Source organism: Candidatus Kaelpia aquatica, assembly GCA_030765335.1.
GTDB lineage: Bacteria > Omnitrophota > Gorgyraeia > Kaelpiales > Kaelpiaceae > Kaelpia > Kaelpia aquatica.
Map to the genome: position 1 here is coordinate 1 of JAVCCU010000012.1, position 6,758 is coordinate 6,758.

6 protein-coding genes and 1 tRNA gene are annotated in these 6,758 nt (G+C 37.9%); 1 reads left to right on the forward strand and 6 read right to left on the reverse strand.

Annotated elements, in window-relative coordinates:
- Window positions 1-185, forward strand: a 185-nt coding sequence (locus tag P9X27_01950) for a hypothetical protein (protein ID MDP8253144.1), incomplete at its 5' end; no start/stop codon positions are given.
- Here P9X27_01950 and P9X27_01955 read toward each other — a convergent pair.
- From P9X27_01955 to P9X27_01980, 6 genes are all read right to left on the reverse strand, one after another.
- Window positions 165-884, reverse strand: a complete 720-nt coding sequence (locus tag P9X27_01955) for an RsmE family RNA methyltransferase (GenBank protein MDP8253145.1) — start codon at window positions 882-884, stop codon at window positions 165-167. The genes P9X27_01950 and P9X27_01955 overlap by 21 nt on opposite strands.
- A 17-nt stretch (window positions 885-901) precedes the next feature.
- A tRNA-Ala gene (locus tag P9X27_01960) sits at window positions 902-974 on the reverse strand.
- A 357-nt stretch (window positions 975-1,331) separates the two neighbouring features.
- Entirely contained in the window at window positions 1,332-1,880 is a 549-nt protein-coding gene (gene dcd, locus P9X27_01965; GenBank protein ID MDP8253146.1) for a dCTP deaminase, read from the reverse strand.
- Window positions 1,881-1,923: 43 nt separating this feature from the next.
- Entirely contained in the window at window positions 1,924-4,206 is a 2,283-nt protein-coding gene (locus P9X27_01970) for a vitamin B12-dependent ribonucleotide reductase (protein ID MDP8253147.1), read from the reverse strand.
- A gap of 130 nt (window positions 4,207-4,336) precedes the next feature.
- A complete protein-coding gene (polX, locus tag P9X27_01975) occupies window positions 4,337-6,064 on the reverse strand; it encodes a DNA polymerase/3'-5' exonuclease PolX (GenBank protein ID MDP8253148.1) in 1,728 nt (575 codons plus the stop codon).
- 216 nt (window positions 6,065-6,280) lie between these two features.
- The coding region (locus P9X27_01980; protein ID MDP8253149.1) for a hypothetical protein at window positions 6,281-6,758 on the reverse strand (478 nt) is incomplete at its 5' end.

Sequence of the window (6,758 nt, forward strand, 5' to 3'; positions counted from 1 at the left end):
TCATTTACAGTTATTCCGGAGGTTCTGGAGGCCTTATTTCCTGCCACTCTTTTATGCTAGTAGTAATATCAAAAGTTTGCGACAAACCCTGCCTCTCAACCTTTCTTTCTACAACAGCGTCTAACCGCATAAAGGAGAATAAAGAGTTAATGGTTTTAGTAGGGTCAAATAGAGTAATTGAATAAGGCTACAGCTACAGTGGCAGCTGTTTCAGAACGAAGCCTGGCGCTGCCTAGGCTAAGAGGTTTAAAACCATGATCTTCTGCTAATTTATACTCCTCTTCTGTAAAATCACCTTCAGGCCCAATTAGCAATACTGCATTGTCCTTCATATTTTCAGAGGTTATATTAATTTTATTGCCCTCTATCTTAAAAATAAATTTCCCCTCTCTGTTTTTATATTTATCCACAATAGATGCAAAGACTAAAGGAGGTAATACCTCTAAGAGATATGGATTGCCGGATTGCTTTATGGTCTCAATAGCAATCTTTCTCCATCGCTCTAATCTCTTTTTAATCTTCTCTTCTTCTTTTAACTTAACCACCGATCTTACTGCTATTACTGGCTGCAGAATTGAAACTCCTAGCTCTTGAGCTTTTTCAACTACCGATTCCATAGCCTCTTTTTTAATTAATGACTGTAATAGAACAACTTCTTTACTCTTTTCAACAAAAATACTATTTAATACTTCAATCTTAGCATGATCTTTTGTTTTTATCCTAATCTCTCCCTCTAAAATAACGCCTCTTCCATTGAGGACATACACAATGTCAGATTCTTTTAATCTCAAAACTCTATCTAAATGATAGAATTCTTCATCCTTCAACAACACTGTTTTATCTTTTTCTTCTAACTCTGGATTATAAAAATAGTGTTTATCCATACTTTAATTATAGATTTTGGAGGTGAAGGGGTTTGAACCCTCGACCTTCTCATTGCGAACGAGATGCTCTCCCAACTGAGCTACACCCCCGTCTTAATCGTTGTCAGGCAAAGGAATGTAATATCCAGCTAACCTTAATATGTATTCTCTCTGCTCTTGAGTATCGCGCGATCATCCTTAAAATTTAGCAATTTTTTAGTTTTACTATTTTTTGAATCTTTAATCTTTGACAACACATGTTTCTTTGAAGTTAGAGCAATAACTTTATCTTGTTCAATAACACTGACTTAATCTAATCTTATCTTTACATTCTGTTGTAACTTATTTTTTTATTTAAACTAACTCTGCCCTTAACCCGACTAGGGATACTTGTCAATAGTTTTATAAAATATATAGCTTCTATTGTCTAGCACCTAATCTATATATTTTAAACTCTTTATTTGTATATCAAACTTTAGGCAAGGTTATCTCTTTTTGAGCCTGATACTTCCCTTTCTTGTCTTGATACGAAACCATGCACTCCTGGTCTGACTCAAGAAAAAGCAGCTGAGCTATACCTTCTTGAGCATATATCTTAACATCATTCTGAGAAGCATTGATTATAGAGAGCGTAGCATAACCTTCCCACTCCGGCTCAAAAGGAGTAACATTTATCACTACACCGCAGCGAGCATAGGATGATTTTCCAAAGCATACCGTCAAAACATTACGCGGAATCCGAAAATACTCTAGAGACCTCCCCAAAATAAAGCTCTTTGCCGGAATTGTTAAAACATCAGTCTTTATATCTTGAAAAGAATCCTTGGGGAAATTTTTAGGGTCTATCGGGTCTTTAAAAGATGTCTTTAAAACTTTAAACTCATCGCTCAATCTAAAATCATAACCATAGCTTGAAGTTCCAAAGCTTATGCCTGCTCTTATTTGAGACTCCGAGAAAGGTTCAATCATGCGGCTATTCTTCGCCTGATCAATTATCCATCTATCCGCTTTAAGCATAAAATACCTCTTTTAAAAATACTATTTCTGACTCTATGTCCTTTTAACACTTGGAGTATCCACAGCCCATACACTTAAGGCATCCCTCTTCATGAACAAGAGCATTTCCGCAATCAGGGCAGACACCTACAACATTCTTACCCCTAACTACTGCAGGAATTTTAATCTCTTCTATTCCTTCAATCTTATTCTGAACCTCTTTCTCTCTTATTCTGTCTTCAACCACTCTGGCTATAGCATCAGCACAAGAGAATATTCTTGTGCCGCCTTTCTCCCAGGACGGAGATGGGCATCTAATACCTTTAAGCTGTTTTATTATAGCTTCGGGATCGACTCCGGCTCTTATTGATGTTGATATCAATCGCCCTATAGCTTCAAGTTGAGATGCAGCGCAGCCTCCGGATTTACCCATCTGCATAAAGACCTCAAAAATATTTCCTTCCTCATCTTCATTGATAGTTACATAGAGAGTACCGCACCCTGTTAATGCATTCGTAGTTGTTCCCCTTAAAACATTGGGGCGAGGGCGAGGCTTAAAAACAATCTGCATATTATCTGGAATCTCTTGTTGTATCCCAGATCCAGATGTCGTATCTCCTATATTGAGAACCTGCTCTTCACGGCTCTTATCTCTATAGATAGTTACTCCTTTACAGTTTAGCTTATACGAGAGTAGGTATGAATCTCTTACATCATCCATAGTAGCAGTGCTGGGAAAGTTTATAGTCTTTGAGGTTGCATTATGCACAAACTTTTGAAAAGCTGCCTGCATCCTAATATGCCACTCCGGCTCTACATCGTGTGCTGCAACAAAGACGCTCTTAATCTCTTTCGGTACATCATCGGAATGAGTACAGCTTCCCTCAGCTGCAATATCCGCTATCAACTTCTCTGAATAAAGATCTCTTTTTTGCAAGGCTCTCTCAAACTCAGGATTTACCTTCAGCAGCCTGTCATTATCCATGACATGCCTTGTATAGACCAAAGCAAAAAGCGGCTCAATGCCTGATGAGCAATCTGATATAATACTTATCGTCCCGGTAGGAGCTATTGTAGTGAGAGTTGCGTTTCTTATTTTGATTCCCCTCTTATCCCAAACGCTTCCTTCATAAGCAGGAAATACTCCTCTGCTCTCGGCAAGTTCTTGAGATTTCACCATAGACTCGTTTAAAATAAAGCTCATTACCTCTTCGGCCAAATTGACAGCATCGCTAGAGTTATAGCCTAAGCCAAGCTTAATCAGCATATCGGCCCAGCCCATAACACCAAGTCCTATCTTGCGTGTATATTTTGTCTGTTTTTCGATCTCAGGAAGAGGAAACTGATTCTTATCTATAACATTATCTAAGAAATGGACTCCGCGATGGGTGATTACTCTCAGCCGCTCCCAATCTACCGCCATCTCTCCATTCTCTTCTTTAACCATTTTGGAAAGATTGATACTCCCTAAATTACAAGACTCGTAAGGCAAAAGTGGCTGTTCACCGCAAGGGTTAGTTGACTCAATTCTACCTATATTTGGAGTAGGGTTATCCTTATTTATCTTATCTATAAATACTAGGCCGGGCTCACCATTCTTCCAAGCCTGCTTGACAATTAAATTAAAGACTTCTTCTGCCTCTAGTTTCTGGGTAACTTTTCCATCACGAGGATCTCTTAATTCGTATTCACCCTTCTCTTCTAATGCCTTCATAAACTCATCAGTGATTGCAATAGAGATATTAAAATTGGTAATCTCTTTGTTGTCATCCTTTGCTGTTATAAACTCCATAATCTCAGGATGGTCAACGCGCAATATTCCCATATTTGCCCCGCGCCTCTTTCCACCCTGCTTTATCTCCTGAGTTGCTGCGTTATAAACCTTCATAAAAGATATTGGACCGGATGAGACTCCATCAGTAGAGCGTACTCGGCTATTTCTGGGACGCAGATGTGAGAAATCAAAACCAGTTCCGCCACCGCTTTTGTGGATTAAAGCTGCGGCTTTAAGTGATTCAAAAATTGAAGCTATGGAATCATCTATGGGTAGCACAAAGCAAGCGCTGAGCTGCCCTAGAGGCCTACCGGCATTCATTAAAGTTGGCGAGTTAGGCATAAACTCGAGTTTCGACATCATGTCATAAAAAGAGGCTTCTATAGCTTCTACTTCACTATCGGAATTACCGTAATTTTTATCAGCAGATGCGATATATCCAGCTACTCTTTCAAACATCTCCTTGGGGGTTTCAACAACTTGACCGTTTGAATCTTTAACTAGGTATCTTCTTTCAAGAACTTTTAAAGCGCTCTGGGTAAGACTGACTGACATGGAAGCCTCCTTTCTCATAAGAATCAAAGATAATACAACCTATAGTGTTGTGTCAAGAATAAAGTACTATATTTGGTATTTATACACATATTTCAACATAATCCAAGCTACGAAAATAAAATACTCTCTCCCCTCCAAAAAATAAAGACTAAACCTTCTTCCGCTGCGCAAGAAACTTTCTCAGCTTATTGTAACTGAGACAGTTTATCACATCTCTCTTATTAAGCCAAGCACGTCTTCCAACAGATACTCCGTACTTCATCATATCAAAATGTTCCTTAGAATGAGCATCTGTATTTATTGTAATTAATACTCCGCACTCCTTTGCTCTAGCAGCATTTATATCTGTTAAATCTAATCGCAAAATATGTGAATTAATCTCTAGGGCAACTTTATATTTTGCTGCAGCTTTAAAAATAGCATCCCAATCAACTTCATAAGGATCTCTCTCACCAAGCAATCTTCCGGAAGGATGGGCTACGATATCGACTAAGCCTGATTCTATGGCAGAGAGAATACGCTCTGTCATCTTCTCTTTTGATTGCTTAAACCCAGAGTGTACCGCAGCTATTACAATGTCAAGCTTCCCTAAAATATCTCTACCCCAATCTAGACTTCCATCTGCTTTTATATCCATCTCTGTTCCGGTTAATATTTTAAAATCTTTATACCGGCTTTCTATCTTTTTTATTCTCTGAATCTGATCCAGTAATCTCTCTTCATTTAGTCCATGAGCAACGCCCAGAGATTTAGAGTGATCAGTTATTGCTATATATTTATATCCTCTTCTATAGCCAATCTCTATAACTTTTTCTAAAGAGATCCTGCCATCGCTAAAATCTGAATGAATATGTAAGTCACCTTTTATATCTTTCTCTTCTATTAACTCAGGCAATCTCCCCTCTAGGGCTCTCTCAATCTCTCCTCTATCTTCTCTTAGTTCAGGCGGAATAAAATTCATGCCCAACGTTTTATATATACCCTCTTCATCTCTAGATGCAATCTTCTTATCATCTTTAACTTTGAAAACCCCGTACTCGTTTATCTTTAGGCCTTTCCTTTGAGCAATCTGCCTTAGATGTATATTATGGTTTTGAGATCCAGTAAAATATTGTAGAGCCGCCCCGAAAGACTCCTCACTAACTACCCTTAAATCAATCTGAATATCGCTCTCTGTTAAAATGCTCGATTTTGTTTCACCTCTTACAATGACATTTTTAACAATACTTAAACTGTTAAACTTATCCATCACTTTCTCAGGTTTACTTGATGCAGCAAGTATGTCGATATCACCTATGGTGTCACGCATGCGTCGCAGGCTTCCGGCAATACTTATTCTCTTAACCTCTTTTAATTTTTTAAGCTCAAGGATTATGCTTTTAGCTAAAGGCAGAGCCAGACCTAAGAGCATCCTCTCGTTACCTCTTTTAAGAAACTCAATTCCTTTAATAATATTCTCTTCTGTCTTCTCTTTTATGCTTGGGAGCTCTCTTAACTTGCCTTCTTTAGCTGCTCTCTCTAGTTGGGCAATAGAGGTAATATCTAACTTTTGGTAGAACAGCTTCACTTTCTTTGGACCAAGACCTGGAATCTTAAGCATAAGAAGAAGGTCACCTGGTACTTCATCCAATAAATCATTGAGATAGCTAATCTCACCGTCCCTATAATACTCTTTTATCTTCTCAGATAGGTCCTTACCCACCCCTGCTATCTCATTTAACTTATCCTCTTCTACTAATCTATCTAAATCATGGGGCAGGGATTCTAGGTTGTCTGCGGCCCTGCGGTAGGCGCGGATACGAAAAACATTTGCATCTTTTATCTCTAAGATATCTGCAATCTTGTTAAAGATATCCGCAATCTCTCTATTTTTCACAGAGATATTATATAGAGAATAAAACCAAAGGACAAATGGATTAAGGATTATATACTATATATAAAGGAAGGAGGTTAAGCTCTGCAAACCTATACTATTTACTGCAGCAACTTTTGTTAGATAATTGACTTTACACTAAATACAGATCCTTAATGTTTATGTTAAGCATATATACTTAGTAGTTCTATTTAGCAGCTTGATTTCTTCTCTATAAATTTACTTATACTCTTGGACCTTACTAAACTTTATGTGGTACATTCCAGCAGCGTAGCCAAGACTACATGAGAATATAAGCAGGGAGAAGAAGAGCATAATAAAATGACTAAGTCTTATCTTCTTGGGCATTGCGAGTCTAAGCTTAGCAGCCTCTTCTGTCTTCTTAGGATTGAGCTTCTCAAGTATATCTTTGATAATTGCACCCGGTGAATCAAAAGTAATCTTATTATCAACATCTAACTCTGTATTGATAAGCCTGGTTGATTCTTTTACATCCCCAAGTAAGAAGTTAATAAAATTAGATATAGAGTTCTGTATATTAAGGGTTGAATAGACATCAAAGAAATTGAGGTTGCCAAACAATGCATAATGAGAATCTGGTATGTCATAATTTTCTGTGTTACCTTTTATAACTCCTACAAACTCTATTGGAACCTGTCCTGCCTCAACTAATAAAGCGAGCTCTTGATTCTGTGAA